General features: G+C 38.2%; 28 protein-coding genes. 19 read left to right on the forward strand and 9 right to left on the reverse strand.

Annotation, left to right across the window (positions count from 1 at the left end):
• Positions 1 to 650: 650 nt before the first annotated feature.
• The 4 genes from AC1ECF_RS17030 to AC1ECF_RS17045 all read left to right on the forward strand — a co-directional run bounded on the left by AC1ECF_RS17030 (position 651) and on the right by AC1ECF_RS17045 (position 4,990).
• Entirely contained in the window at positions 651 to 1,649 is a 999-nt protein-coding gene (locus AC1ECF_RS17030) for a Bug family tripartite tricarboxylate transporter substrate binding protein (protein ID WP_480390629.1), read from the forward strand.
• Between the two features lie 53 nt (positions 1,650 to 1,702).
• Complete coding sequence (locus tag AC1ECF_RS17035; RefSeq protein WP_480390630.1) at positions 1,703 to 2,149, forward strand: tripartite tricarboxylate transporter TctB family protein; 447 nt, start codon at positions 1,703 to 1,705, stop codon at positions 2,147 to 2,149.
• A gap of 19 nt (positions 2,150 to 2,168) precedes the next feature.
• A complete protein-coding gene (locus AC1ECF_RS17040) occupies positions 2,169 to 3,695 on the forward strand; it encodes a tripartite tricarboxylate transporter permease (protein ID WP_480390631.1) in 1,527 nt (508 codons plus the stop codon).
• A 491-nt stretch (positions 3,696 to 4,186) separates the two neighbouring features.
• Positions 4,187 to 4,990: an MBL fold metallo-hydrolase gene (locus tag AC1ECF_RS17045; RefSeq protein WP_480390632.1), complete on the forward strand. Its 804-nt coding sequence runs from the start codon at positions 4,187 to 4,189 to the stop codon at positions 4,988 to 4,990.
• A 71-nt stretch (positions 4,991 to 5,061) separates the two neighbouring features.
• On the opposite strand, the gene AC1ECF_RS17050 is transcribed toward AC1ECF_RS17045, so the two are convergent.
• Together AC1ECF_RS17050 and AC1ECF_RS17055 are read right to left on the reverse strand one after the other, a co-directional pair.
• The gene (locus AC1ECF_RS17050; protein WP_480390633.1) at positions 5,062 to 5,262 is read right to left on the reverse strand and encodes a cold-shock protein; all 201 of its coding nucleotides are present in this window, start codon (positions 5,260 to 5,262) and stop codon (positions 5,062 to 5,064) included.
• Between the two features lie 185 nt (positions 5,263 to 5,447).
• Positions 5,448 to 6,212, reverse strand: a complete 765-nt coding sequence (locus AC1ECF_RS17055; protein ID WP_480390634.1) for an NRDE family protein — start codon at positions 6,210 to 6,212, stop codon at positions 5,448 to 5,450.
• 112 nt (positions 6,213 to 6,324) lie between these two features.
• On the opposite strand from AC1ECF_RS17055, the gene trhA reads away from it, so the two are divergent.
• Together trhA and AC1ECF_RS17065 are read left to right on the forward strand one after the other, a co-directional pair.
• On the forward strand, positions 6,325 to 6,966 hold the full coding sequence (gene trhA, locus AC1ECF_RS17060) for a PAQR family membrane homeostasis protein TrhA (protein WP_480390635.1): 642 nt from the start codon (positions 6,325 to 6,327) through the stop codon (positions 6,964 to 6,966).
• A gap of 15 nt (positions 6,967 to 6,981) precedes the next feature.
• The gene (locus AC1ECF_RS17065) at positions 6,982 to 7,494 is read left to right on the forward strand and encodes a hypothetical protein (RefSeq protein ID WP_480390636.1); all 513 of its coding nucleotides are present in this window, start codon (positions 6,982 to 6,984) and stop codon (positions 7,492 to 7,494) included.
• A gap of 13 nt (positions 7,495 to 7,507) precedes the next feature.
• Here the strand turns inward: AC1ECF_RS17065 and AC1ECF_RS17070 are convergent, their stop codons facing one another.
• The gene (locus AC1ECF_RS17070; protein WP_480390637.1) at positions 7,508 to 8,017 is read right to left on the reverse strand and encodes a CarD family transcriptional regulator; all 510 of its coding nucleotides are present in this window, start codon (positions 8,015 to 8,017) and stop codon (positions 7,508 to 7,510) included.
• A 143-nt stretch (positions 8,018 to 8,160) separates the two neighbouring features.
• On the opposite strand from AC1ECF_RS17070, the gene AC1ECF_RS17075 reads away from it, so the two are divergent.
• Both AC1ECF_RS17075 and AC1ECF_RS17080 read left to right on the forward strand, forming a co-directional pair.
• On the forward strand, positions 8,161 to 8,598 hold the full coding sequence (locus tag AC1ECF_RS17075) for a MarR family winged helix-turn-helix transcriptional regulator (protein WP_480390638.1): 438 nt from the start codon (positions 8,161 to 8,163) through the stop codon (positions 8,596 to 8,598).
• A gap of 55 nt (positions 8,599 to 8,653) precedes the next feature.
• On the forward strand, positions 8,654 to 9,802 hold the full coding sequence (locus AC1ECF_RS17080) for a M20 metallopeptidase family protein (protein ID WP_480390639.1): 1,149 nt from the start codon (positions 8,654 to 8,656) through the stop codon (positions 9,800 to 9,802).
• On the opposite strand, the gene AC1ECF_RS17085 is transcribed toward AC1ECF_RS17080, so the two are convergent.
• Together AC1ECF_RS17085 and AC1ECF_RS17090 are read right to left on the reverse strand one after the other, a co-directional pair.
• On the reverse strand, positions 9,799 to 10,008 hold the full coding sequence (locus tag AC1ECF_RS17085; RefSeq protein ID WP_480390640.1) for a hypothetical protein: 210 nt from the start codon (positions 10,006 to 10,008) through the stop codon (positions 9,799 to 9,801). The two genes, AC1ECF_RS17080 and AC1ECF_RS17085, sit on opposite strands and share 4 nt — an antisense overlap.
• 63 nt (positions 10,009 to 10,071) lie before the next feature.
• Positions 10,072 to 10,392, reverse strand: a complete 321-nt coding sequence (locus AC1ECF_RS17090) for a nucleoside triphosphate pyrophosphohydrolase (RefSeq protein ID WP_480390641.1) — start codon at positions 10,390 to 10,392, stop codon at positions 10,072 to 10,074.
• Positions 10,393 to 10,452: 60 nt separating this feature from the next.
• Here AC1ECF_RS17090 and AC1ECF_RS17095 point away from each other — a divergent pair, with 60 nt between their 5' ends.
• Entirely contained in the window at positions 10,453 to 10,677 is a 225-nt protein-coding gene (locus tag AC1ECF_RS17095) for a LexA family protein (RefSeq protein ID WP_480390655.1), read from the forward strand.
• Between the two features lie 99 nt (positions 10,678 to 10,776).
• Positions 10,777 to 11,391, forward strand: coding sequence for an NUDIX hydrolase (locus tag AC1ECF_RS17100; RefSeq protein ID WP_480390642.1), 615 nt, complete (start codon positions 10,777 to 10,779; stop codon positions 11,389 to 11,391).
• A gap of 95 nt (positions 11,392 to 11,486) precedes the next feature.
• Here the strand turns inward: AC1ECF_RS17100 and AC1ECF_RS17105 are convergent, their stop codons facing one another.
• Positions 11,487 to 12,008, reverse strand: coding sequence for a cysteine hydrolase family protein (locus AC1ECF_RS17105; RefSeq protein ID WP_480390643.1), 522 nt, complete (start codon positions 12,006 to 12,008; stop codon positions 11,487 to 11,489).
• A gap of 294 nt (positions 12,009 to 12,302) precedes the next feature.
• Here AC1ECF_RS17105 and AC1ECF_RS17110 point away from each other — a divergent pair, with 294 nt between their 5' ends.
• Positions 12,303 to 13,067 (forward strand): 3D domain-containing protein, encoded by a 765-nt coding sequence (locus tag AC1ECF_RS17110; protein WP_480390644.1) that lies wholly within the window; start codon positions 12,303 to 12,305, stop codon positions 13,065 to 13,067.
• A gap of 147 nt (positions 13,068 to 13,214) precedes the next feature.
• Here AC1ECF_RS17110 and AC1ECF_RS17115 read toward each other — a convergent pair whose 3' ends face one another.
• Positions 13,215 to 13,805 carry a TetR/AcrR family transcriptional regulator gene (locus AC1ECF_RS17115; RefSeq protein WP_480390656.1) on the reverse strand — a complete coding sequence of 197 codons (591 nt, stop codon included), beginning with the start codon at positions 13,803 to 13,805 and terminating at the stop codon, positions 13,215 to 13,217.
• Between the two features lie 203 nt (positions 13,806 to 14,008).
• Between AC1ECF_RS17115 and AC1ECF_RS17120 the strand changes: the two genes are divergently transcribed.
• Complete coding sequence (locus AC1ECF_RS17120) at positions 14,009 to 15,574, forward strand: AMP-binding protein (RefSeq protein ID WP_480390645.1); 1,566 nt, start codon at positions 14,009 to 14,011, stop codon at positions 15,572 to 15,574.
• A 5-nt stretch (positions 15,575 to 15,579) separates the two neighbouring features.
• Positions 15,580 to 16,926 (forward strand): MFS transporter, encoded by a 1,347-nt coding sequence (locus AC1ECF_RS17125; RefSeq protein WP_480390646.1) that lies wholly within the window; start codon positions 15,580 to 15,582, stop codon positions 16,924 to 16,926.
• Between the two features lie 397 nt (positions 16,927 to 17,323).
• On the opposite strand, the gene AC1ECF_RS17130 is transcribed toward AC1ECF_RS17125, so the two are convergent.
• Positions 17,324 to 18,379, reverse strand: coding sequence for an acyltransferase family protein (locus AC1ECF_RS17130; RefSeq protein WP_480390647.1), 1,056 nt, complete (start codon positions 18,377 to 18,379; stop codon positions 17,324 to 17,326).
• Positions 18,380 to 18,477: 98 nt separating this feature from the next.
• Between AC1ECF_RS17130 and AC1ECF_RS17135 the strand changes: the two genes are divergently transcribed.
• The 6 genes from AC1ECF_RS17135 (at position 18,478) to tsaD (ending at position 22,503) form a co-directional block, all read left to right on the forward strand.
• Positions 18,478 to 19,083, forward strand: coding sequence for a GDSL-type esterase/lipase family protein (locus tag AC1ECF_RS17135; RefSeq protein WP_480390648.1), 606 nt, complete (start codon positions 18,478 to 18,480; stop codon positions 19,081 to 19,083).
• Between the two features lie 111 nt (positions 19,084 to 19,194).
• The gene (locus tag AC1ECF_RS17140) at positions 19,195 to 19,605 is read left to right on the forward strand and encodes a YugN family protein (protein ID WP_480390649.1); all 411 of its coding nucleotides are present in this window, start codon (positions 19,195 to 19,197) and stop codon (positions 19,603 to 19,605) included.
• Positions 19,606 to 19,909: 304 nt separating this feature from the next.
• Positions 19,910 to 20,359: a tRNA (adenosine(37)-N6)-threonylcarbamoyltransferase complex ATPase subunit type 1 TsaE gene (gene tsaE / locus AC1ECF_RS17145; protein WP_480390657.1), complete on the forward strand. Its 450-nt coding sequence runs from the start codon at positions 19,910 to 19,912 to the stop codon at positions 20,357 to 20,359.
• Positions 20,356 to 21,042 (forward strand): tRNA (adenosine(37)-N6)-threonylcarbamoyltransferase complex dimerization subunit type 1 TsaB, encoded by a 687-nt coding sequence (gene tsaB / locus AC1ECF_RS17150; protein ID WP_480390650.1) that lies wholly within the window; start codon positions 20,356 to 20,358, stop codon positions 21,040 to 21,042. The genes tsaE and tsaB overlap by 4 nt, the downstream gene beginning before the upstream one ends.
• On the forward strand, positions 21,032 to 21,487 hold the full coding sequence (gene rimI, locus AC1ECF_RS17155; protein ID WP_480390651.1) for a ribosomal protein S18-alanine N-acetyltransferase: 456 nt from the start codon (positions 21,032 to 21,034) through the stop codon (positions 21,485 to 21,487). Before tsaB ends, rimI begins: the two co-directional genes overlap by 11 nt.
• Complete coding sequence (tsaD, locus tag AC1ECF_RS17160) at positions 21,484 to 22,503, forward strand: tRNA (adenosine(37)-N6)-threonylcarbamoyltransferase complex transferase subunit TsaD (RefSeq protein WP_480390652.1); 1,020 nt, start codon at positions 21,484 to 21,486, stop codon at positions 22,501 to 22,503. The genes rimI and tsaD overlap by 4 nt, the downstream gene beginning before the upstream one ends.
• Positions 22,504 to 22,576: 73 nt before the next feature.
• Here tsaD and AC1ECF_RS17165 read toward each other — a convergent pair whose 3' ends face one another.
• Complete coding sequence (locus AC1ECF_RS17165; RefSeq protein WP_480390653.1) at positions 22,577 to 23,086, reverse strand: hypothetical protein; 510 nt, start codon at positions 23,084 to 23,086, stop codon at positions 22,577 to 22,579.
• Positions 23,087 to 23,544: the final 458 nt, after the last annotated feature.

Here is a 23,544-nt window from a genome sequence, read left to right on the forward strand (position 1 = left end):
TTATATGGCATGAGATGTGATGACCGCAAGGCCGCATACAAGATTGACAACCCATAACGATTTAATCGCAAGATTCAGAGAGACGTGTTAATAGGTCAAGGATGCTACTCAAACGAGTTTGGGGGCATCAATCAGTAAATGTGTGTTATCATGCGATAAAAGAAGGATATCGCGCGGTATTTGGGTTCTATCGCTCGAGTGGAGTTAGCTATCGCGCGGAAAATGGATTCTATCGCTCGGAACTAAAGCAGTATCGCGCGGTGAGAGGTGAGGGTTTGGGGTATCGATCGCAACTAGCAGTCTATCGAGTGATAAGAGGGTGCTATTGAGCGGAAAATGGATTCTATCGCTCGGAACTAAAGCAGTATCGCTCGGTGAGAGGCCAGGGCTTGGGATATCGATCGAAACCAGCGGTCTATCGAGCGATAAGAGTTATAAATAATCGCAAGATAGATGAATCGCAAATTCCCATGCCGTAACCACAAAGTCTATTAACATCCCCCATTCTTAACGCATGAACTTTATGAACAAAATAGACTTTATTTTCTTTATCTAACTTATCGACAGAAACATTGAAAATAACTAATATTTTGATAAATTAATAGAAAGCGTTTTGAAAACGCTATCATTTTATAAGGGGTTGTATGAATATGTGGAAGAAATTCACTTCAATTGCTGCTATTGCAACATTGTCACTAGGGTTAGCAGCTTGTTCGTCTACACAGGCAGATGAGGAATACCCGACTAGTAATATCACAATCGTAGCTCCTTCAGGTGCAGGTGGAGGATGGGATTTAACAGCAAGAGCAATAGCAAAAACGATGAATGATACAAAAATTATTGAAAAGCCAATCACAGTGGAAAATAAGCCGGGTGGTGGTGGAGCAGTTTATATGGCGGAATTTGCTACAAAGGAAGCAAAAAATGATTATATGCTCATGGTGAAATCACCCCCTATCTTAATTAACAACAATAAGGCAGAAGGAAACAGTCCATATGGCTACAAGGATACTACCCCACTAGCACAGCTGACACGTGATTACGGGGCAATCGTTGTAAAAAGTGATTCTAAGTTCCAAACGCTTCAAGATGTGTTGGATGCTATTAAAGCAGACGCAAAGGCTGTGACGCTTGCGGGTGGGTCTGCTCCAGGGTCGATGGACCATTTGGTTGGAGTGCTTCCAGCTCATGAAGCGGGAATTGATCCAAAGTCTGTGAAATATGTTTCTTATGATGGAGGCGGAGAAGCAATTGCTGCTTTACTTGGGAATAATGCAGATGTAATCGCGACAGATGCTTCTACTATTGCAACATATGTAAAGTCTGGCGATGTCCGCGTACTAGCAGTTAGTTCTTCTGAAAGACTAGAAGGCGAGCTGGCAGAGGTGCCAACTTTTAAAGAGTCGGGAATCGATGCAGAGTTCACGATTTGGAGAGGTATTTTTGGACCGAAGGAAATGTCTGATAAGGCAAAAAGCTATTGGGAAGAAAAGCTAGAGAAATTAGTAGAATCTGAAGAGTGGCAAGCAGAGCTAGAAAGAAACGGATGGGCTAGCGAGTATAGAAACTCAGAGGAATTTACCAAATATCTAGAGGAGCAGGACAAAGTAATTGTAGAATTATTAACCGCTCTAGGAATGCAAAAATAATAGATAAAGGCGACCTCCGGAGTGTCGCCTTTTCTGTTTAGGAGGAGACAGTTTTGAACAAAAAATTTGATAGGATTGCGGGGATTTCCTTCTTATTAATCGGTATTTTATTTGTAGTAGAGAGTCAGCGCATTTCAGATAGTGCGTATGGGTCTGCAGTTGGTCCAAAAGTCTTTCCAATGTGGCTTGGAATCATTCTCATTTTATTAAGTGCCCGATTAATTTACGAAACATTTAAGTACAAATCGGAGAAGACAGGGAAAGAACAGCTCCAGTATAAAAAGTTTCTTATTATTTTTGTTAGTGCACTTCTTTATGCTTTCTTATTAGAAATAATCGGATATGTGCTTTCCACTTTCTTATTCTTATTAGTGGCGTTCCAAACGATGGAAAAAGGAAAGATTATGTATTCCCTGGCTATATCTGTTCTTTTTTCAGTGGGAATCTATTATCTGTTTTCGGAGCTCCTGGGCGGTTCACTTCCAGGGTTACCGTTTTAAGAAAGGGGAATAGAAAGCGATGGATACATTACAGTTTTTAGCAGATGGGTTTAGTGTTGCATTTCAATGGCATAACATATTATTCGCATTAGTAGGTGTGATCATAGGGACTGCTGTGGGGGTGTTACCAGGGATTGGTCCAATGAGTGGGGTAGCGCTGTTAATACCTGTGACAGCTACTATTACATCAGGAATGCCGACTGAGGCTGCCGCAGCAAGCTCTATTATTTTATTAGCTGGGGTATATTATGGTGCTATGTATGGTGGTTCTACTACTTCTATTCTATTAAATACACCAGGCGAGTCTTCATCTGTAGTGACTACACTAGATGGCTATCAGATGGCAAAGCAAGGCCGTGCTGGATCAGCTTTAGCAATTTCTGCAATCGGTTCGTTTGTTGCAGGAATTATCGCTTTAGTAGGATTGGTATTATTGGCAGAGCCACTGTCAAATGTAGCCATTAAATTTGGTCCAGCAGAATATTTTTCCTTAATGCTTTTAGGTCTTGCTGCAGTAAGTGGTCTAGCTGGTAAGTCGATGACCAAGGCTTTAATCATGACCGTTTTCGGGTTGATGCTTGGAACAATCGGGATTGATGCGGTTTCTGGTATTGCTAGATTTACATATGAACAACCAATCCTTTATTCTGGTCTAGAGTTTTTAACGATTGCTGTAGGTTTGTTTGCACTCGGTGAAGTATTCAAGACAATCCTAGAGCGTGATCAGGATACTGGAACCATTGCAAAGATTAATCGCATTATGCCAACAAAACAAGAAATGAAGGAAAGCTCCGTACCGATTGTCCGTGGTTCCTTATTAGGCTTTTTCATAGGTGTGTTACCTGGAGCTGGAGCAACTTTAGCATCCTTTTTCTCCTATACAGCGGAAAAGAAGTTTAGTAAAAAACCAGAAACCTTTGGAAAAGGGAATATTGCTGGGGTAGCCGGACCGGAGTCTGCAAACAACGCTGCATCGGGTGGAGCAATGATTCCACTTTTAACACTAGGTATTCCTGGATCTGGAACAACGGCAATCCTGATGGGTGCACTAATCATGTATAACATTCAACCAGGCCCTTTATTATTTGATGAGCATCCTGAGGTTGCTTGGGGACTTATTGCAAGTATGTTCATAGGGAACCTAATGCTACTTTTATTAAACATGCCACTAGTTAGAGTGTTTGCCAAAATCATTCAGACACCGAAAAAGTATTTACTTCCGATTATCATTGCTATCTCCTTCTTTGGGGTATATGCAGTTCAGTACACAACCTTCGATTTGTTTTTATTACTAGGCTGTGGTATTTTGGGATACTTGCTTTCTAAGAATGACTTCCCGGTGGCGCCCCTAGTACTGGCACTCGTTTTAGGACCAATGATTGAAAACAATATGCGCCGTGCCTTGACTATATCTAATGGTGATTACAGTATATTTTTAACAAAGCCTCTGTCAGTTGTTTTCCTAATTGCTGCTGCAGCTTGGCTACTGATTCCGCTCATTTTAAAAATGAGAGGGAAACAAGTAATTGTGAATGAAGAGGAATAAGGAGGAGGGGTGTCCCATAAGTAAGGGACACCTTTTTCTTTGACCGATTTCTGCTATGTAGCATTGCTCTTGTAGTAGCAAATATAGATTCGCCAGTCTAATAGCTAGATTTACTTTCCAAATAGTATATAGATATAATGGATAAAAAAGGTTCTTAACCAAAAGTTGGGGATGACAGATAAGAAAAAGTTGATTGAAGTGTCGGCTGGCGACTCCTAGGGGATTAGCGAATTTATTTGCGACGAAAGCGAAGCGACAGGAGCAAATATCTTCTGCGACAGGAGCACCCGTGCGGAAAATCCAATTGTTTCGGAAGCATCCGAAACAAGATGGAAAACTAAGAACGGCACATCGTGTGCCAACGTTTTCCTGAACAAAATCCTGTTGTCCCGGAGCCGCGCCCCCAGGAAAGCGTCCAGCCAAAACGGAAATCAACCCCAAGTTATAGTGAAGAACCATAAAAAAGGATTGGGGAAAGAGGAGGATATGTGGTGATATTTAAAAAGAGATTTGAGCAAAGTGAAAAGAGTGGAGTACGAATAGCGAATGGGTATATCTCTTTTCAGAAGGTGCGTATGAATGTGCACTGCTTTGTAATAGATGGTGTCCTCATTGATACAGGTGGGTTCTCCTTGAGAAAAGAGTTTAAGGAATTCCTGGATGCGAAGGATATTGAACAAGTTTTATTGACTCATCATCATGAGGATCATACCGGGAATGCAGCTTATATGCAGAAAAAAGGGCTTCCTCTATATATGGGGGAGGAAATGATCTTAGCATGTATGAAAAAAGCCAACTATCCTCTCTATCGTAAGCTTTTTTGGGGAAAGCGTCGCTCCTTTCGTGCAGAGCCACTTGGAACCACCTTCGAATCTAAGCATGCAATTTGGGATGTAATCGACACTCCTGGTCATTCTGTAGATCACAAATCTTTCCTTAATAGAGAAACGGGACAGCTTTTTACAGGTGATTTATATTGTCTGGAAAGAACACGTGTCATACTTCGTGATGAGAGTATACCAACAATTATCACCTCGCTGGAGCAAGTACTTACATATGATTTTCAAGAGGTTATTTGCAGTCATGCAGGTTATTTGAACAACGGCAGGCAAAAGCTGACTAGAAAGCTAGAGTTTTTATGGGAGTTTCAAGAGCAGGTGAGGAAGCTGCATGCAGAAGGGAAAAGCTCCACAGAAATTAATCGAATGTTAAATCCGAAGAAATATCCCATATCTCGATTTTCTTTGGGAGAATGGGATTCAATTCATATGGTTACCTCCGTACTAGAGGGATGACTTGATCGGAGAAATATGTGGTAATAAAAAACGGAACATAAGGAATATCCTTATGTTCCGCTATCAGTCAATTATAGTTTTACGATATTAACTGCTTGTGGTCCACGGTTGCCTTCTTCGATATCGAATTCAACTTTTTGACCTTCTTCTAAAGATTTGAAGCCTTCTCCTTGAATAGCTGAGAAGTGAGCGAATACGTCGCTTCCGCCTTCAACCTCGATAAATCCAAATCCTTTTTCTGCGTTAAACCATTTTACTGTACCTTGTGTCATATAAAAAACCTCCAAAAATTTTAATAATAGAAACGTTCTAAAAGATAAAAAAATTCACGTATTAGAAAAAGTACCGATAAGACGCACGATCACCTTTTCGAATACGTGAGTTCATGTTTCTAGTGAAGCATTTAACTATTAACGTAAGTATAGACTATTAACTTGGCTATGTCCACCAAATACACTTATTTAATTTTAAATTGATATTTTCTTTCTGAATAAAATGCTCCATTATGGAAGGTTCTCTCGATAAAATCTACGTTTTTCTCCTGATCTATCAGCAATACTGTGGAAGAACGTGTACCATAATGGGGTAACTTTATAAACAAAGGAGAAAGAGAACGTTCCATTTCTATCCCAATACCAGTGATGGGGAGAGTATGGTCAGGTGCAACTTCTTCATTAGCTAACAGGCTGAAGAGGGCATCTGGATCGACTCGGTCAGGATGTTCTTCTACATATTGAGATAATACTCGTTTGCCATACTCTACTTTAGGCCATGAAGTATTGAGTGTATGGTTGCTTAAGCTATGCGTTCCTGGTATTATCTCATTTCTTTCGTCTAGCACATTATTATAATGAAGAAATTGCATATCATCGGCTAGTATAATATTAAAGCCTCCATAGCTGTCGCGCTCCTTTGAAAGCTTGTCTATAAATTCACATGGGCTTTCATGAGAAATCAAAAAATCCTTTACGATAGTGCCACGTGACTGAGTGCCATCTTGCAGAGAAGGATCGCGAAAATTGGTCAAAGCGGCAAAACGGCCATTTTTAGATATGCCTAGCCAAGTGCCCAATTGTAATAAGTCCCTACCAGCTAATACAGTCGGGTGATCCTCCCAAAAATGAGAAGGAGCAGTTGGTCTCTCATAAAATTCATCTCTGTTTGCTGCCACAATCAAAGAATATATGAGATGTTGTTTATAATGAAAATTAACTAAGCACATGATTTGAAAACTCCTCTATGAAGCTGATTAAATATATTATAGCATCTGTTTTCTGAATTTATTTCTTTATAGTGATAGGATAGAGATAGTAAAAATATTGGAGCTGAGTGAAATGAGTAATACACATATATTTTCAAAGCGTGAAGAAATAGCAAATGCCATTATCCACGGCATTGGGGCTATGCTAAGCATAGCAGCACTGGTGATACTGGTAGTTTCAGCGGTTTCTAAGGGAACCGCATGGCATGTAGTGAGTTTTACTTTATTTGGAGCTACCATGGTCATTTTATATACTTCCTCGACCTTAGTCCATGCTTTTCCTGCTGGAAAGGCAAAGGATATTTTTGAAATCCTCGACCATTCCTCCATTTATTTCTTTATAGCAGGAAGCTATACACCGATTTTGTTTCTAGTTGTAAAGGGTCCTCTAGGCTGGACACTTTTTGGAATAGTATGGGGTTTAGCAATAGCAGGTACCGTATTTAAGGCTTACTTCGTGAAGAGATTCTTACATACTTCTACTATCCTGTATGTAGCGATGGGGTGGCTATTGATATTTGCATGGAAGCCGCTGCTTACCAACATGACCACGAATGGTTTAGTTTTCCTGGCAATCGGCGGATTACTTTATACTTTTGGGGCAATCTTTTATGTATGGAGAGGGTTTACTTATCATCATGCGGTTTGGCATGTTTTTGTATTGGCCGGATCCATTCTTCACTTTTTTGCCGTACTGACACTACTACCGTCTTAAGAAAGGGTGCTTCTTATGTATGATCCAACCATCTTTGAAAACTTAAAGGTAGCACTAGAGAATCAAATATACGATTTAGATAATATAGAGGGAAGAATAACTATCTTAAATCGTACAGATACAATGGATTTTGCAAGCATCAGTAGAGAGTTAACGCTTCAGTTTGCTTTGGTCAAACAGTCAGAGATATTTGCTCAGGTGGTATTACGTTCAGGGTTAGAAGACTTAGCGGGTGAAATATTAGAACTCGTCGGAAAAGATATAGGTTGTACGTTAATTTTACGTATATATATGAAAGTTCAAGATATTCCAGAGCAATGTAGCAAGGTAGAGCAAGCCTTAAACGGAATATGGGAAAACGATGTCCATATTACCCAAACGCTTAGCTTCCTTTATGGAGAGGAAAGCCTCTATATAAATACGATAGAAATAATATTTCAGCCAAAAATAAATGAAGATAACATGAATGAAATTCCAGATTTTCTAGAGAGTGTGATAGAAACGCTGGAAATAATAAAGGGTATATAAAAAGCCAGTTAGATTAAACTGGCTTTAAATTTGCTTCTATATTTCCCGTAATCATCTCTATAATAGATTGTTTAGGGATCTTGAGTGAATGAGAAAGCTCCCTGTACAAAATATTTTGGAGGCTTAGTAGGATTTTCAAGTCTTGGGCTAAAAGTTTTTTATGATTAACCTCAGCTTCTAGCTGTTTACTCATCAATGTACAAAGAATCTTGGCAATCTCTAGCCGATTCCCTTTTTTAGTGATTTCCGCATATGTTTGCTGACGAAGCCTGTGGTTTTCAATCCACTCCATCCCTTCCTCTTGAAATGAATGAAGAACTTTTCTGGCTTCTTTTTCCTTCATTATATCCATATTTCTTGCTAAATCACTATTTATGGGAATGCTAATTGCAAGTTTTTCGTTATCAAGTGGATGAAGCTCATAATAATCTTTCGTCACTCCGTTAAAGGTTTTACTAGTGATATTATCTATATGACAAATTCCATGAGTAGAATACGTTATTAGTTCTCCGACTTTATGCATATCATCTCTCCTCTAGATAAATTTTGTCAACTTTGTTAACTAAAATAAGTATATACTTAATTGGTTTAAATGTCAACTTTGTTGACAAAATATGACCTTTTTTATATATTAGTATGGCAAATAAAAAGAATGGAGTGAAATCCATGGAGGAACGATTACAGGGTTTAGATTTAGTAGATCTATTAAGTGAAAGACATATATTGTTAAGAAAAATAATAGAAGATACATGGAACAGTAATCATGATATATATATTTCTAATTCAGAATGGTTTATCATGGCGAAAACTTACAAAAAACAGCCAACCATTGCTTCCATCTCCAAAAACGTGAATATAACCAGACAGGCGACTCATAAATTTGTAAAAAGTCTTGAACAAAAGGGGCTTGTAGAGGTTGGTCCAGTGGAAAATAACAAAAAAGAAAAGTGTCTCCGTCTAACCGAATTAGGAGAAAGATACCATGAGGAAAATGAAACAATTAGAACAGAGTTAGTACGTCAAATAGCTAACACCATTGGGGATGAAAAGGTAAAAGCTTTAGAGACCATTTTAAAGCTTGACTGGGGAGTAAAGCCAAATTAGCAAGCACCTTATTTTTATTCAGATAAAACATATATACTGTTAACTGAGGTGAAATATGACTAACTTAATGAATGTCCTATTAGAATGGGCGATTTATCATAGAAGATACTTACATGAGAACCCCGAGTTATCTGGAAGGGAATATAATACGTGTGCTTATATTAAAGGTGTATTAAAGGAGCTTGGACTTGAGTTACTTCCTTGCACAGAACCGAGTACGGTTGGTTATGTAAAAGGGACAAAAGGAGATAAAACGATTGCGTTACGTGCGGATATAGATGCTTTACCTATCCAAGAGGAGGGGCAGAAGCAATGTCTTTCGAAAGTTCCTGGCATCTCACATACTTGTGGTCATGATGGCCACACCGCAATCCTTCTCTCCGTAGCGAAATGGGTAATGGAAAATAGAGAGAAGGTGAAGCATAATATCGTCTTCATTTTTCAATCCTGTGAAGAAATTTCTCCTAGTGGAGCAGAGAAGCTTGTAAAAGAAGGAGTCTTGGAGCAGGTAGACGAGATATTTGGATTGCATCTGATGTCCGATGAGCCGAAAGGAAAAATCATCATGAAAACTGGAGAGTTTATGGGTTCCTCAGATGATTTTGTCATTACCGTTCAAGGAAAAGGAGGGCATGCAGCTTTTCCGCAGGATACAGTAGATCCAACTTATGTTGCTGCTCATATTATCATTGCTCTCCAGGCTATTGTAGGGAGAAGGATGAATCCAGTCGAATCATCCGTTATTTCAGTCGGACAGGTGATTGCAGGGACCAGCACAAATATTATCCCTAACAAAGCAACTATTACAGGGACCTTTCGAACATTCTCTCATGAGGTGAGAGAAAGATTGATGAACGAAATGAAGCGTTTAGTCGAGCAAATGAGCTTGACGTTTGGAGCAGTAGGGACCGTAGAGTTTATTATCGGGACACCTCCTGTCGTGAATGATGTAGATGTGACCAAAAAGTTAAGCCGACTATTTAAAGAGACTTATCCGAATCGTGTAATAGAAAAGGATAAGCCCATCATGGTTGCTGAGGATTTTGCGTATTATTTAGAAAAAATCCCAGGCAGCTATTATCATATTGGAATGAAAGGTGAAAAGAGTCAGTATCCTCACCATCATCCTAAATTTGATATAGATGAGGAAGAGCTGGGTACCGCTATTGACACGTTCTTAACGATTGTCACTAGTTATCATTAATCCTCTTTCTGCTCTTTGATATTTTCTACAATAACAAATGTACATACAATTACAGTGAAGATTAAAGAAAGAATGAGCGCATGGGTTAGTGCATGATAAGATCCTTCTGCTGATGAGTACCCCACCCAAGAGAGGAGGGGAGACAAAATTATGGCAGAAATAAAGTAAATGGCTATCGTCACAACAAAAGGGATGAATAATTTCATCACTGTTCACTCCTTTAAAATTTAATCTCCCTAAGCAGAGCATTATTTGTTGTGCTCAGGTTATTATTCCTTAACTTCTATTAAATAGACTCCTTTTTCAAATCCGCCTCGTTTTTCCTTCTTGCGTAGGCGTATTTCTTCTAATTGCTCATAAGTTGCTTCATAGAAAGGTAACGTTGCATGAATTAATTCCAAAACATCTGCCAGTTCTTCTAATGCCTCACTTCTACTAGTAGACTCATCAAATTCTCTGACCTCTTCATATAACTTTCTCTTCATTTCTTTTAGGTGCTCAGAATGATTTAGAATCCGCATGGAAACAGAACTCTGTTTATCTATTATTTCTGGGATAAGATCTCGAACTAACTTGTTATAAATCGTCATACTATTTTCTTCCTTTTTTATTCATTATAAGGAAAGTTAGGCTATTAGAACAGGGCTGAAATTGATAAAGGAGACATTGTAATTGTTAATCGCCAGCAAGCTGCTTCGAATGGTGACATTGTCATTGCTATTATAGAGGACGAGGCCACCATGAAAAAGTTTATGCCGATGGGAGACTCCATATTATTAATTTCAGAGAACGAAAAATATGAGCCTATCCAAATGAAAAAAGAGGACGTTTTAATAAACGGAAAAGTTATTGGTATAGTAAAGAGCAAACCTTGAACCGGAGAGAAATCTTCGGTTTTTTTATGGAAGACATGCAGCTCCAACTTTTCTCCCTTTTTATGGTACGATGAAAATAGAAATAGAGGGAGTGGTTTGATGTTTCTAGAGAAAGTGAAAAATGTTCTAGAGGATGGACAGCCATTATTTATAGGGGAGGAAACAGCTTATCGTTCAGCTATTCTGATACCTCTAGTGCAGATTGCAAACGAGTGGCACGTATTGTTTGAGGTACGTTCTCATAAGCTAAGAACACAGCCAGGAGACATAAGCTTTCCGGGAGGGAGAATTGATTCCACTGATGCATCGCCGCATGCTGCTGCCATTCGTGAAACACATGAGGAGTTAGGAGTAGACCCTTCTAGCATCAACATTTTGGGTCAGATGAGTCCCTATATTGCGTCGCCTTCCTTTGTGGTCTATCCGTTTATCGGAGTTCTTCCCTATGACGAGGTTCATTCGTTTAATAAAGAGGAAGTAGAAGAAATCTTCACAATTCCTGTTTCTTGGCTCTTAGAGCACGAACCTTACATGCATACAGTAACTGTTCAGGCAAGACCGCTGGATGATTTTCCATTTGATAAAATTGTTAATGGGGAAAAGTATCAGTGGAGACCGCGCCCGATGGAAGAGTGGTTTTATGATTATGACAACTACACGATATGGGGACTGACAGCACGCATTTTAAAGCATTTTATAAGTATCATCAAATAAAAAACTTAGGTCTCCCATAATTAAAACGATGATCCCTTTATAGAGATCATCGTTTTTATTGTTGGACGTCATCTATATGCCGATGGTGACAGTAACTATACAAAAATAATCTTCCTTGTTTCCTTTACATCTGCAAACCAGCGAAGCACCTGATTATGGTGGTTAATAATTTGCCTAGCACTTAATTCCTTACTATCCCATGTACTATGGGCATCCTCTGCCAATGTGAGCTCGTATCCCAAGCTATAGGCAGCTCTACAGGTAGTGTCTACGCAGATTTCGGTTTGAATCCCTGCTAAAACTAGATGAGTAATCTCTTCTTCTTGTAGAAGAGTATGTAATTCTGTCTGATAGAAAGAATCAGGGGTATTTTTTTGTAAAGTAAAATCCTCTTCAGTTGGCTTGATCGATGGATGTATCTCCCAATGAGAAGAACCATTGACCAAAGTACCTTTCTCTTCATTGTGCTGGATATAAAAAATTGGTACATGATTGCGTCTTGCATTCTCTATCAGATTTTGTAGGTTTTCGAGTAAAGCTTCTGCTTGGTATACAGGACCAGGTTCTAAAAACATCCCATTTTGAACGTCTATAATCACCAGTGCGCTTTTCTTCATAAATTCCCCTCCGTTTACTTTTATTATAATTACTTTTACTTACAAATTCCCAATATAGAATTGATTCAAACGAACAAACTATCAGGAAGTTATTTATACATAAAGCATTTTTTTATAAATAAAAGCAAAAATGTAAAAGTTTCCAGTCTAGTGAGAAGTTATGTCCTCCTATAATAGCTTTTTTCTAGTTGTTTTGAACGAAAACTTCTATTTTTTAAAACAGAAGGTTTGTTTTTTGAAGTTTTGGGGCAATACTCTAGAGAGTTTAAGTTAAGGTACTAAAGGAGGATATCTATGCGAAAAATTAATACATTCTTGTTCGTAATGCTCTTAGCATTTACGATGAATGGCTTAACCGTAGCTGCTAACTCGTTACCCTCAATAAGCTATGAAGAAGAAAGGTCACAGATAGAAAATATCGCCGAACTTTATGTAGCTTTTGAGAATCTACCAATTGCCAACGATGCCTATGAGATTTTATATGAAGACCCATTTAGTCCTGTATTTTTAGAAGAACCAGAACCGACAGTTTACGTAGTAGAGTCGGGAGATAATCTTTATCGAATTGCGTTACAACATGATATGTCACTAGACTCCCTAATGAGTCTCAATGACTTGAATGGTTACTTAATACATCCGGGAGACGAACTGCTCGTCAGTGATGAAGGACTATCAGATGGAAATTCCGATATGGTAGTAATGGAAGAACCTGAAGAGAAGGAAGAAGTAAAAGTCATGGGCACCTCTTCACCACCAGCTGGGGGGCAGGGGAAAGAGATGACCATGATAGCCACAGCCTACACCGCTTATTGTGAGGGATGCTCGGGTACCACTGCATATGGAATCGATCTTCGAGCAAACCCTGAAGAAAAGGTGATTGCTGTAGATCCTAGAGTAATCCCTCTTGGAACAAGAGTATGGGTAGAAGGCTATGGCGAAGCAATCGCTGGTGATACCGGCGGTGCTATCAAAGGTAACAAGATTGATGTATTTATTCCCTCGTATGATAATGCGATACAATGGGGAAGAAAAGAAGTTAAGTTAATTATCTTAGATTAATGAATAAAAAGCTAGGTCGTTTTTAGAGACTTGGCTTTTTATTTTTAATTCCACTTAAGGTACTTATTTAAACCTAATATAAAAAGTATAAAAAATTTTTATTTATAAATCTAAAAGGAATTAACAAATTAGTTTTGAAAAAATAATTTATTTTTTTAGTCCTAATAACACGACCTTGGTAAACCTATAACTTTCTTCTAAAAGATTGTAATCCTCATATAGCTGCCAATCATAAAGAGTGCCCCTCATACACCGAGTAATTAGCATAGTTATTTCTTTGGTTGATAGTTCATTTGTTATTTCCCCACGTTTTTGTGCCTCTTGAACAAGTGATTCAATTACTCTGTATAATGTTCTTTCGGTGTTCGTGAAAAAATTATTTTCTGTTTGAAGAAGACCGCTTATATATACGGTTTTCATCAAGTCTTTTCCAAGACTGTCCCTTAGAAAAATCATTTGTGATTCAATTAAACGAAGGATTTTATCTTGGAATGATAGCGTTACTGGTAATGTTGAAAAAAATTCTTCATAAAAACAATCGATTTCTTTGAATTTTTCTAGAAAAACATCATATTTTGAAGAGAAGTGGATATAAAATGCCCCTTTAGAAACCCCGGACTTTGTTACTATCTCATCTACTGTTACTTGATTAAATCCTTTTTTACTAAATAAATCCAATGCTGTTTCTAAAATTTTATTTTTAGTCTGGAGAGATTTTTTTTGTCGAGAAGTTAGCATATTCACCTATTTCTCCTTCCATTCTATCCTTTAAAGTATAAATTCTATATGTTAATAATATCAATTTAATAAATATTCGGAAAAAACTAAAAATATTATTGACATACAAATTGTGCTTATTTATTATATTGACTATAGTCGGTGACTGTAGTCAACTAATTAAAATGGAAGCGCTTTATTTTACAGGGGAGGATAAGGTATTAGTGGATATCATAGGTGAAAGAACTCTAAAAGATATACTTGATGAAAAATTAGCTTTGCATAAGAAGAAAGTCTTTCTAATATTTGAGGATAGAAATGAACAAATATTTCAGTTAACCTACGAAGAATTTGCTATGCAAACAAACAGACTGAGTCAGGTTTTTCTTTTAAAAGGGGTCCAAAAAGGAATGCATGTTACGTTACATCTTCCAAACAATTTGGAATTTATTATTGCTTGGTTTGCCTTAGTAAATATAGGAGCGGTTATGGTTCCAACAAACATTCTTTCTACAGCAGAAGAAATGGAATATGTGCTTAATCATTCTGAGTCAGTAATAATGATTACGGAGGAAGAATATTTAAGTAAATTTGAAAGTATAAAAGATAAACTACCGTTTTTAAAAGAGATATTATTGGCTAGATATGATAAAGCAGAAGATCGAAGTCTTTCTTTCTTAATGGAGCATGTTACAGAGGAATCTCCAACTGTTGAAATCTATTCCGAAGATGTAGCAGCAATGCTTTACACTTCGGGCACAACATCGAAGCCGAAAGGTGTTCTAGTAACTCATGCGAATTATATCTTTACTGGAGAAATAATGGCAAAATCTATTCGTTTGAGTCCAGAGGACCGTCAGCTAATTGTTTTGCCTTTATTCCACGGGAATGCCCAATATTATTCTACCATGTCGGCTTTAATAGCTGGCGCAAGTATAGCGATTACAGAAAGATTTAGCGCTTCACGATACTTTAAGCAAGCAAAAAGACTTGGAGCAACAGTAGGATCCCTGTTTGCTGCGCCGATTCGAATGATACTTGCTCAGGAATATGATCAAAGAGATAGAGAAAATTCCATGAGAGTTATCTGGTTTGCGCAGCAAGTGGTAGATTATCAGTTGGAACAATTTGAGGGAAAATATAATGTGCCTCTACTTCAAATGTATGGGATGACTGAAACTGTAGGTGTACCACTTATGAATCCACTGGATGGGTTTCGGAAAAATCGAAGCATTGGGAGACCAACTATCGGATATGAGGTGAGGTTGATTGACCAAGTAGGAATGGAAGTACCAATTGGACAGTCGGGTCAAATAATTGTAAAGGGCGTACCTGGTCGCACAATTATGAAAGAATATTATAAAAACCCAGAAGCTACTTTTGAAGCTATTCGCAATGGATGGCTATATACAGGAGATAAAGCAAAACTAGAGGAGGATGGTTACTTTTATTTTGTTGATAGAATCAAAGATATGATAAAGCGTTCTGGTGAGAACGTGTCAGCCAGTGAGGTTGAAAGTGTTTTATTGGATCACCCAAGTGTCTACGAGGCTGCAGTCATTGGAATTCCCGATGATATACGAGATGAAGCAATTAAGGCATATGTGATCCTGGGCAAAGGTTTAGACGCAACAGAAGAAGAACTTATTACTTATTGCAAAAGTAGGCTTGCTAAGTTTAAGGTTCCAGATTTTATAGAATTTGTTGAAGAGTTTCCGAGGACCTCGGTAGGAAAAATACAAAAACATTTATTAAGAAAAGATATTACTAAATATTATATAAAGGAGTGAAGTAAATGAAGAAAAAAAATAGGGTATTATTTGCAAGTGTTGCTGGGTCAGTTATTGAGTGGTATGACTTTTATCTATATGGTACTGCTACGGCACTAGTTTTTTCAACTCTCTTTTTTCCGTCGCATGACCCAACAGTTTCTATTTTAATCGCTTTCGCAACTTTTGGTGCGGGATACGCCGCTAGACCAATTGGTAGTATTATATTTGGGCATATGGGTGATAAAATTGGAAGAAAGGCAGCACTTATGCTTACTCTTATTGGAATGGGAGGAAGCTCTTTTTTAATAGGTTTACTACCTACTTATGCACAGATAGGGATTTGGGCACCTATTATTTTAGTGGTACTTCGATTGTTCCAAGGGATTGCCCTTGGTGGTGAGTGGGGAGGAGCAGTATTACTTGCGACCGAAAATGCTACTAAAGGTGTGAGGGGCCTTTATGGTTCGATCCCACAGTTAGGAGTGCCGCTAGGCTTGGTAGCTGGTACATTTAGCTTCACCATTATTAGTGCATTTACTACTAATGCTCAATTTATGGCATGGGGATGGAGAATACCTTTTCTACTTAGTGCAGTTTTAATAGTTTTAGCCTTATGGATTCGAAATGGGATTGATGAAACTCCCGCTTTCCAGCACAAAAAGAATAATGGAGAGATTGTAAAGGTGCCCATCGTGCATACACTTAAAAACAATTGGAGAAGTGTGCTTCAAGTTATTTGTTTAAAGCTGGGTGATGGTTTCTTTAATGTTTTTCTGATGTCTTATGTATTAGTTTTTGCGACAACCTATTTAGGATATTCACGAAATACTGCATTGTTAGCACTAACGATTAGCTGTGCAACGATGCTAATTACAATTCCATTAATGGGATATATATCGGACTATATTGGAAGAAAGACTATATATATTGGTGGCCTAATAGCAATGATGGTTTTATCTATTCCCTATTTTGCATTATCAGCTCAAAGTGCAACATTTTTCTTTATCATGCAGATTGCACTTTTAGGTGTGATTTGGGCAGCAATATTTGCAGTGCAAGGTACGTTTTTTTCAGAACTCTTCCCAGCTAATATTCGTTATACAGGCTTATCTTTTGGTTACCAGGTTGCAGCTGCGATTGTAGGATTTGGTCCAATGATATGGACATACATGGCCGGAACATATGGACCATCCTCGCTTCTATTTGGAGGGTTTATGATAGGAGGCTTAATTATATCTCTAATTATAGCTCTTATATCTTCTGATACGAGAAAGATTACACAGTATGAGGAGATTGAAGAGGAAGAGCCAGAAGCTTCTAAGCCAGTCTTGAAGCAATCTTTAACTCTAAATAGTAGTTTTAAAGAGTAAGTAATGTCTAGTAGATTGTTGAGAGTCTTATAAAAGGAGAGTGCTATTTTAAATGTTGTTTATTATATAATTCTTGCTTTTATTTCTGCATAATACTTACTGTTGTTACGAAGCAACAGTAAGTACGTCTTCTTAAAGTATTTATTTTGTAGTAAGAAGACATGAAGAATCTAGATTCTTTAATACCTCTCAAACGCAATACGCAAGAAGATGTTAGAAAAACCCGTCAACACTATAACTCAGTGACGGGTTTTTAATTTTATAACGAAAATAATCATTGCCAATTTGAAGGGAATTAGTTAATAAGATGCCTTTTGCTTATTGACATCAATTCTTTTTAAAAGGAAAACTGGCTTTTGTTCCTTCTTTTCCAAGATAAATGATATCAAAAAACAAACTAATTCATCCTTGTAATGAGTTTCTTTGGTTTTTTAGCACGTATATCGCCTAATAGGAATTTCCCGTAAGGGACGGCACGTTGAAGTGCTACAGAAATCATCATCGGGATAAAAATTCCTAATAAAGTATATCCAACTACTCCATATTCAAAGAAGTCATTAAAAATCATGTCTGTAAAGATATGAAGATACATAATCGCAATAGAATGCTTTTCAACTGTGACAAGCCAGTTAAGAGATACAACCTTTGTTATTCGTTGGAATAAACCCACAAGTACAATAATCGACGCTATTGGGATAATAAAATCCAGTACAAGATGGTCGTATCGTAAAAACTTCATACTAAGCTGATAGTTAATCATACCTGCTTGGTCTGCGAAAAAAGCGCCAACCATGAGTGCCAATGCTCCAAATAGCCATGGTTTTGTAACGTTCATCCATAAGGACTTACCATAATAGCCTAAGGAAAAATAGACGATAGCCATTAGTGTGACATCTAGATTCCATAGTATTGGGATAGATTGTGCAGCTTCAACAGTAGAACCATCTATTACTCTTTGAGCAAAGAAGCTTTCTAAATGTGCAATAAGATAAAAAGCTACCAATAAAATAATCTGCTTCGTCCTATTTAGATACTTTGTCATCCAAATGAATAGTAAGTAAGTAAAAAATAAAGTAGTCACAAACCAGAAGACGCCGTATGCACCACGAACAAAACGCCCTGCAACGATTAGTGTCCAAACATCTTGTATGTACCAAGATAAATCATGGTTACCTTGAATGATTTGCATACCATAACGAATAGTTGTAATGGTTATGAGAAAGAATAAATAAGGTACCATTAGCTGTAAGAAACGTTTTTTGACAGGCTTTTGTGGATCCTCATTTTCCTTTACTTCTTTAAAGAATATACCACTAAGTAAAAAGAAAGCTGGCATATGAAACCAGTAAATATATTTAGAGAGCCAAAAGTCACCAGGGAAATGACCTAAAACTACAAGTACCATCAGGAATCCCTTTGTGACATCAACCCATATTAATCGCTTGTTTTCCATAACTGTTCCTCCAAGGTGTTTGCTATACGTTTGTATAGCCTCAAAAATGTAAATATAAACTTATAAGGAAACTAATAATGAAACGGAGATGTTTTTCTATGATCAAGGTGGTTTGCTTCGGAGATAGCATTACAGCACGAAAGGAAGGTTACCCAGCTCCTATCCTTACTTATAAGCTATCAGCAAAATTACCGGGCTATCAGTTTATAAATGCAGGGGTATCTGGCAACACAACAGTCGAGGCAAAGGAGAGACTAGAACAGGATGTATTAAAAAAGAAACCTGATATTGTTACAGTCTTATTTGGTGCCAATGACTCTGCTGCTCATCGGTTGGTTGATATCAACGAGTTCAAGGAGAATCTTAGAAGCTTTGCAGAGCAAATCGGTCCGAGTAAGACGATATTCATCTCTCCAGCGCCAGTGGATGAATCCTTGCAGCCAAACCGTTCCAATGAAAGAATACAAGATTATGCAAGAGCCGTCGAGGTTATATCAAGAGAAACAGGAAGCCAATATATAGACTTCTTTACTGAATTTTACTCAAAAGAAAATTACAAGGCGTTGCTAAAAGGGAAGGATAATGATGGATTACACTTTGGGGAAGCTGGCTATAACCTATTATCAGGGTTAATTGCCCAAAAACTATTGGAACTAAAAGAAATAAAACCGTCCTTTTTTAAGCGAATTTTTAAGCGGTTTTAATTGTGCAATGCTCTGTTATGGTTGCGATGAAGGAAGTGCCATCTCCTTCTCGTATACTCTCTATTCGAATGGGACAGAATAGGTGAGAATATGGGAACAGGAGGAAGAGGTATGATTCAACTACAAACTGAATTAGAGGGAATGACCGCTTACTTTGGTGATTTAAAGTACCGCATTGCAAGCTTAGGTTATACGATTGGCAGTAATTGGGACTACGATAAAGGGAGCTTTGATCATATTCTTTCAAGGGAAGAAGGAGAAACTATTTACCTACGTATCCCATTTAGCATTACTGAAGGAATGCTAGATGAATATGAGGCACGTATACAGTTTCAAGCTCCTTATGTGATTAAGCATGTAGTAAACTTTGGACTAGACAAGGATGAAAACTCGCTACTAACTACTTCTGAGTTTGATCAATTTCAACATCCGCTTGACAAAGACGGAAACATCTTAAACAAGAATCGTTGGGAGCATGCTGGCGAGGAAGCGGTCGCAAAGGTTGTTCGGCTTGTTCAATAGACCTTATATTGCATGTAAATAGGAAAGCTGCTTCCAGGGAAGTGGCTTTTTATGTTGGGTGAAGTGGGTAGAAGTACTTACTTAAAGATATACTACTAACATGTGTGCTTGGTTTTGCAATACAATCTTGTATCCATACATACTAAACAGCATGGTTTTTCAATTAGCTATCAGACATAATTACGAGGAATTTCAATTAATATCAACTAGTATTAGTGAAATTAAACCACAAAAGTTACATTCCCAGCTTGTTTTCATTATAATAGAAGAAAATAGCGTTTGGATTGGAAGGTTAACGGTTGATATGTATGAACGAATAGTGGAGTCAGAACAGGAAACAATCGAGCTAGGGCAAAAGCTTGCAGATTTCCTTCAGCCAGCTGATGTGCTGACGCTTGAAGGGGATCTTGGAGCAGGAAAGACGACATTTACGAAAAGTATTGCAAAGGGACTAGGCATTACTCGAACTGTAAATAGTCCTACGTTTACAATATTAAAGCAATATGAGGGAAAATATCCCTTGAATCACTTGGATGTGTATCGCTTGGCTGATAGTGACGAGGATTTAGGATGGGACGAGCTATTTTACGGAGATGCGGTAAGTATTGTGGAATGGGCGCATTTAATCCAAGAGGATCTACCACCGGAAAGATTGGCTATTCAGATTCTTCGTCTGGAGGGCGACAAGCGTCATTTTATATTTGAACCAATCGGAAAACGATACGAACAATTATGTAAGGGGCTTTTTGAATGATATGGTTAGGAATTGATACATCTAATACACCATTAGCGGTTGCTATCGTGAAGGATGAACAAGTGCTTGCAGAATATAAATCCTCTATGAAGGTAACACATTCGATTGGAACAATGCCGGCAATAGAGGAGCTGATGGCAAAGGCAGGAATTCAGCCGAAGGAGCTAGATGCAATCGCTGTCTCACATGGACCTGGCTCTTATACAGGTGTGCGCATTGGTGTCACGATTGGAAAAACGCTTGCATGGACATTAAATAAGCCGATTGTGCAAGTATCCAGCTTAGAGGTGCTTGCTGGAAACGCACCTTATTTTCCAGGAGTAGTATGTGCAATCATGGATGCTCGTCGAGGCAATGTGTTTGCGGGAGTATATAGGAATGGGGAACAGGTGAAGGAATCCCATATGGCGATGACTGATTTACTTTCATTGCTAAAGGAAATGGATGAACAGGTTTTATTCGTAGGGATGGACGTAGAGTTACATTGGGAGCAAATAAAAACGGAGCTAGGCGAAAGAGTACAGAAGGCAAATCCTGCATTTTCATTGCCTAGTGCTGCAGTATTAATAGAGTTAGCTAAAAAGCGTGAACCAGTAGAAACACATACCATAGTTCCAGAATACCTCCGCGTGACGGAAGCAGAAGCCAATTGGATGAAAGAGCAGAAGAACAATGGAAACTAATATTACTTATCGAAAAATGACATTAGAGGATATTGATCAAGTCCTGAAGATTGAGGAAGAAGCGTTTACTGTCCCATGGACAAGAGAGGCCTTTGAGCATGAAATGACGACGAATCTCTATTCCTATTATATTGTTGCCGAGACAGATGAAAAAGAAATTGTAGGCTATTGCGGTATGTGGATTGTGTTAGATGAAAGCCACATTACGAATGTAGCGGTTTCTGAACGAATGCGCGGGCACAAGATTGGGGAAGGGCTCATGCGGGAGGCATTCCGAATTGTACAGGAGCAGGAGGTTGTATTAATGACCCTAGAGGTAAGAGTGTCCAATGATATTGCCAAAAATTTGTACTACAAGCTTGGCTTTCAAGACGGCGGAATACGCAAAAACTATTATACAGATACGCAGGAGGATGCTCTTGTGATGTGGGTGGAATTTACATGAAAAAAGATCAAATCATACTAGGAATTGAAACAAGCTGTGATGAAACAGCAGCTTCTATTGTGAAAAATGGCTCCGAAATATTATCAAACGTTGTGGCTTCACAAATCGAGAGTCATAAACGCTTTGGCGGAGTTGTACCTGAGATTGCTTCACGTCACCACGTAGAGCAAATTACACTAGTTATTGAGGAAGCGCTAAAGCAAGCAAATATGACACCAGAGGATTTGGATGCCGTAGCAGTAACAGAGGGACCGGGACTAGTAGGGGCACTTTTAATAGGAATTAATGCAGCGAAAGCTTTCGCCTTTGCAAATGGTCTGCCACTTGTCGGGGTCCATCATATTGCTGGTCATATATATGCAAACGTACTCGTACAGCCTATGGAATTCCCTTTATTGGCACTTGTGGTGTCTGGCGGACATACAGAGCTTGTGTTAATGAAGGAAGACGGCCAGTTTGAATTAATTGGAGAAACAAGAGATGATGCAGCTGGTGAAGCCTATGATAAAGTGGCTCGAGTATTGAATCTTCCATATCCAGGAGGTCCGCATATCGACCGTTTGGCAAATGAAAGTGATGGAGCTGTCCCATTTCCAAGAGCTTGGCTAGAAGAAGGCTCCTATGATTTTAGCTTTAGTGGCTTGAAATCTGCCGTCATTAATTATCAGCACAATGCGGAGCAACGTGGAGAGGAAATTAATCCAAACCACCTAGCTGCTGGATTCCAAGAAAGCGTAGTTGAAGTACTAACGTCTAAAACCGTAAGAGCTGCACGCGAGTTCCACGTAAAACAAGTAATTGCAGCGGGTGGTGTAGCAGCAAATAACGGATTACGGAAGTCATTAGAGGAAGCATTCGCGAAGGAGCAAATTCCATTTTACGTACCACCTATCAAGCTGTGCACAGACAATGCAGCGATGATAGCAGCGGCTGGAAGCTCCAAATTTGCTGCCGGCAAAATAGGTGACTTTGCTATGAACGGTCGCCCGGGACTAGAACTAAATAGCTGGAGATAAAAAGAAGGTCTGCCTTGTGCAGACCTTTTTATTGTAGTTTGACCCAAACAATGATTAGAGAAGGATTATATATTTATTCTTCACGTTCGTTAATGGTTTCGACGATAAAGTTAGTACTACTAATTTGGTCATCGTTCTCGATTGTAATTTTATAATCAATTGTTTGGTTTTTTTTCTCATCACGTAAGGTGATGAAGAAAAAATTCGTGTCCTCCTCATATTGTAGAGAATCTTCTACAAAGTCCAATCCTTGACCGATAGCAATACCTTTCGATGAACCTTCTTTAAATAATGCAATATTTACGTTATTTTCTGGGGTACTAAAGAAAGGGATTATTTCTAGGGTTTGATCATGATCAATATCTAACATGATGTAGTCATATAGAGTGGCACCAGGGAATTTTTCTAGTAGTTTATCTAACACCCATTGTTCTTCTGTAGGAATCCCTGGCGCTATGACAATTCCATCTACAGGTTCTAAATTTAACTCCTCGTTTGAATCTGCAACGACTTCCTCTTTGCAGCCATATAGAAAAATAGTGAGAGCAAACATAGTAATACCGAACATCGTCTTTGTTTTCATATAACAGCCCCTTATTGGAAAAAATGTACTTATCCAATATATTACCATTATCTATATGGTTATTTGATTGAAATATAATAATATTTTAATAATTTAATTCGACAAAATAAGAGGTATTTTTACCATGAGAATGAAAAGTTGTCAATAGGGAACATTCGTACTTATGCACAATTTGTGGATAAGATGTTAGTAAGTTGTGATGAATCTATATATTGTGTCTGTTTTTCACACAATTATGTGGAAAAACAACTTTATAAACTGTGGACAATGTGGATAAAGCTGTTGATAGATTGATATAACAGCATTTTGGGTGTGAATAAATTTGTGGAGAAAAAAAGGAACAAAATTGTGCTTGACCTACATCTATGGTCACATTTCGACAGATAAAGTGAAACTTTGATTGGTGGGGGTTTTCTTTCATCCCCCACCAATCATTAGTTGAACCAATCGGGCTTTTA

It is taken from the genome of Psychrobacillus sp. Z3-81 (genome assembly GCF_056620325.1).

Excerpts from the sequence above, each read along its gene's own strand:
- AC1ECF_RS17030 (WP_480390629.1), top strand. The coding sequence starts at position 651 with ATGTGGAAGAAATTCACTTCAATTGCTGCTATTGCAACATTGTCACTA.
- AC1ECF_RS17040 (WP_480390631.1), top strand. The coding sequence starts at position 2,169 with ATGGATACATTACAGTTTTTAGCAGATGGGTTTAGTGTTGCATTTCAA.
- AC1ECF_RS17050 (WP_480390633.1), bottom strand. The coding sequence starts at position 5,262 with ATGACACAAGGTACAGTAAAATGGTTTAACGCAGAAAAAGGATTTGGA.
- AC1ECF_RS17055 (WP_480390634.1), bottom strand. The coding sequence starts at position 6,212 with ATGTGCTTAGTTAATTTTCATTATAAACAACATCTCATATATTCTTTG.
- trhA (WP_480390635.1), top strand. The coding sequence starts at position 6,325 with ATGAGTAATACACATATATTTTCAAAGCGTGAAGAAATAGCAAATGCC.
- AC1ECF_RS17065 (WP_480390636.1), top strand. The coding sequence starts at position 6,982 with ATGTATGATCCAACCATCTTTGAAAACTTAAAGGTAGCACTAGAGAAT.
- AC1ECF_RS17070 (WP_480390637.1), bottom strand. The coding sequence starts at position 8,017 with ATGCATAAAGTCGGAGAACTAATAACGTATTCTACTCATGGAATTTGT.
- AC1ECF_RS17075 (WP_480390638.1), top strand. The coding sequence starts at position 8,161 with ATGGAGGAACGATTACAGGGTTTAGATTTAGTAGATCTATTAAGTGAA.
- AC1ECF_RS17080 (WP_480390639.1), top strand. The coding sequence starts at position 8,654 with ATGACTAACTTAATGAATGTCCTATTAGAATGGGCGATTTATCATAGA.
- AC1ECF_RS17085 (WP_480390640.1), bottom strand. The coding sequence starts at position 10,008 with ATGAAATTATTCATCCCTTTTGTTGTGACGATAGCCATTTACTTTATT.
- AC1ECF_RS17090 (WP_480390641.1), bottom strand. The coding sequence starts at position 10,392 with ATGACGATTTATAACAAGTTAGTTCGAGATCTTATCCCAGAAATAATA.
- AC1ECF_RS17100 (WP_480390642.1), top strand. The coding sequence starts at position 10,777 with ATGTTTCTAGAGAAAGTGAAAAATGTTCTAGAGGATGGACAGCCATTA.
- AC1ECF_RS17105 (WP_480390643.1), bottom strand. The coding sequence starts at position 12,008 with ATGAAGAAAAGCGCACTGGTGATTATAGACGTTCAAAATGGGATGTTT.
- AC1ECF_RS17110 (WP_480390644.1), top strand. The coding sequence starts at position 12,303 with ATGCGAAAAATTAATACATTCTTGTTCGTAATGCTCTTAGCATTTACG.
- AC1ECF_RS17115 (WP_480390656.1), bottom strand. The coding sequence starts at position 13,805 with ATGCTAACTTCTCGACAAAAAAAATCTCTCCAGACTAAAAATAAAATT.
- AC1ECF_RS17125 (WP_480390646.1), top strand. The coding sequence starts at position 15,580 with ATGAAGAAAAAAAATAGGGTATTATTTGCAAGTGTTGCTGGGTCAGTT.
- AC1ECF_RS17130 (WP_480390647.1), bottom strand. The coding sequence starts at position 18,379 with ATGGAAAACAAGCGATTAATATGGGTTGATGTCACAAAGGGATTCCTG.
- AC1ECF_RS17135 (WP_480390648.1), top strand. The coding sequence starts at position 18,478 with ATGATCAAGGTGGTTTGCTTCGGAGATAGCATTACAGCACGAAAGGAA.
- AC1ECF_RS17140 (WP_480390649.1), top strand. The coding sequence starts at position 19,195 with ATGATTCAACTACAAACTGAATTAGAGGGAATGACCGCTTACTTTGGT.
- tsaE (WP_480390657.1), top strand. The coding sequence starts at position 19,910 with ATGTATGAACGAATAGTGGAGTCAGAACAGGAAACAATCGAGCTAGGG.
- tsaB (WP_480390650.1), top strand. The coding sequence starts at position 20,356 with ATGATATGGTTAGGAATTGATACATCTAATACACCATTAGCGGTTGCT.
- rimI (WP_480390651.1), top strand. The coding sequence starts at position 21,032 with ATGGAAACTAATATTACTTATCGAAAAATGACATTAGAGGATATTGAT.
- tsaD (WP_480390652.1), top strand. The coding sequence starts at position 21,484 with ATGAAAAAAGATCAAATCATACTAGGAATTGAAACAAGCTGTGATGAA.
- AC1ECF_RS17165 (WP_480390653.1), bottom strand. The coding sequence starts at position 23,086 with ATGAAAACAAAGACGATGTTCGGTATTACTATGTTTGCTCTCACTATT.